Consider the following 601-nt stretch of genomic DNA (forward strand, 5'->3'; position numbering starts at 1 on the left):
TCCTCCTGAATTAATCCAGCGTTTAGGTTTATCAAAAAGATAATACAAAGCGGTAAACATTTGGTGTTGACCTACATCTGATGTAACATATGCTTTTCCTTTTGTTAACTTCCATAATACTTGAATAGCTAATTGTGGTTTTATTTTAATACTTTTCTTATCATAAGATAAATTATTAGATTTTCTCCATGTGTTAATGGTATTCCACCAAGGGTTTAGATTTCTTGATATTATTTTTTCTTTTTCTTTTTTTAATATTTCTAATATTTTTTTTAATACTTTTTTAGCATCTCCTATAATAGCAATATTGGCAACTACTGTTTTAGATATAGATGTTGGATCTATATCAAGATGTAATATATTTGCAAATGGACAATATTTTTTTAAGTTGTTGGTAGTACGGTCGTCGAATCTGACTCCAATAGCAAAAATAACGTCTGAATGGTGCATAGCCATATTTGCTTCGTAAGTTCCGTGCATTCCCAACATATGGATACTTTGAGGATGAGTTCCAGGGAAACTACCTAATGCCATTAATGATGTAGTAACAGGGATATTTAATATTTCTGCTAACATACGAAGTTCATGGTGACTATTTGAA

The 601-nt window shown here is 30.3% G+C and carries 1 pseudogene; it reads right to left on the minus strand.

Annotated features, from left to right (window positions below):
• A pseudogene (locus LDP10_RS03090) lies at positions 1-601 on the minus strand (acetolactate synthase 3 large subunit); the annotation flags it as partial.

This window comes from Buchnera aphidicola (Pemphigus obesinymphae), assembly GCF_026122815.1.
Taxonomy (GTDB): Bacteria; Pseudomonadota; Gammaproteobacteria; order Enterobacterales; family Enterobacteriaceae; genus Buchnera_C; species Buchnera_C aphidicola_BJ.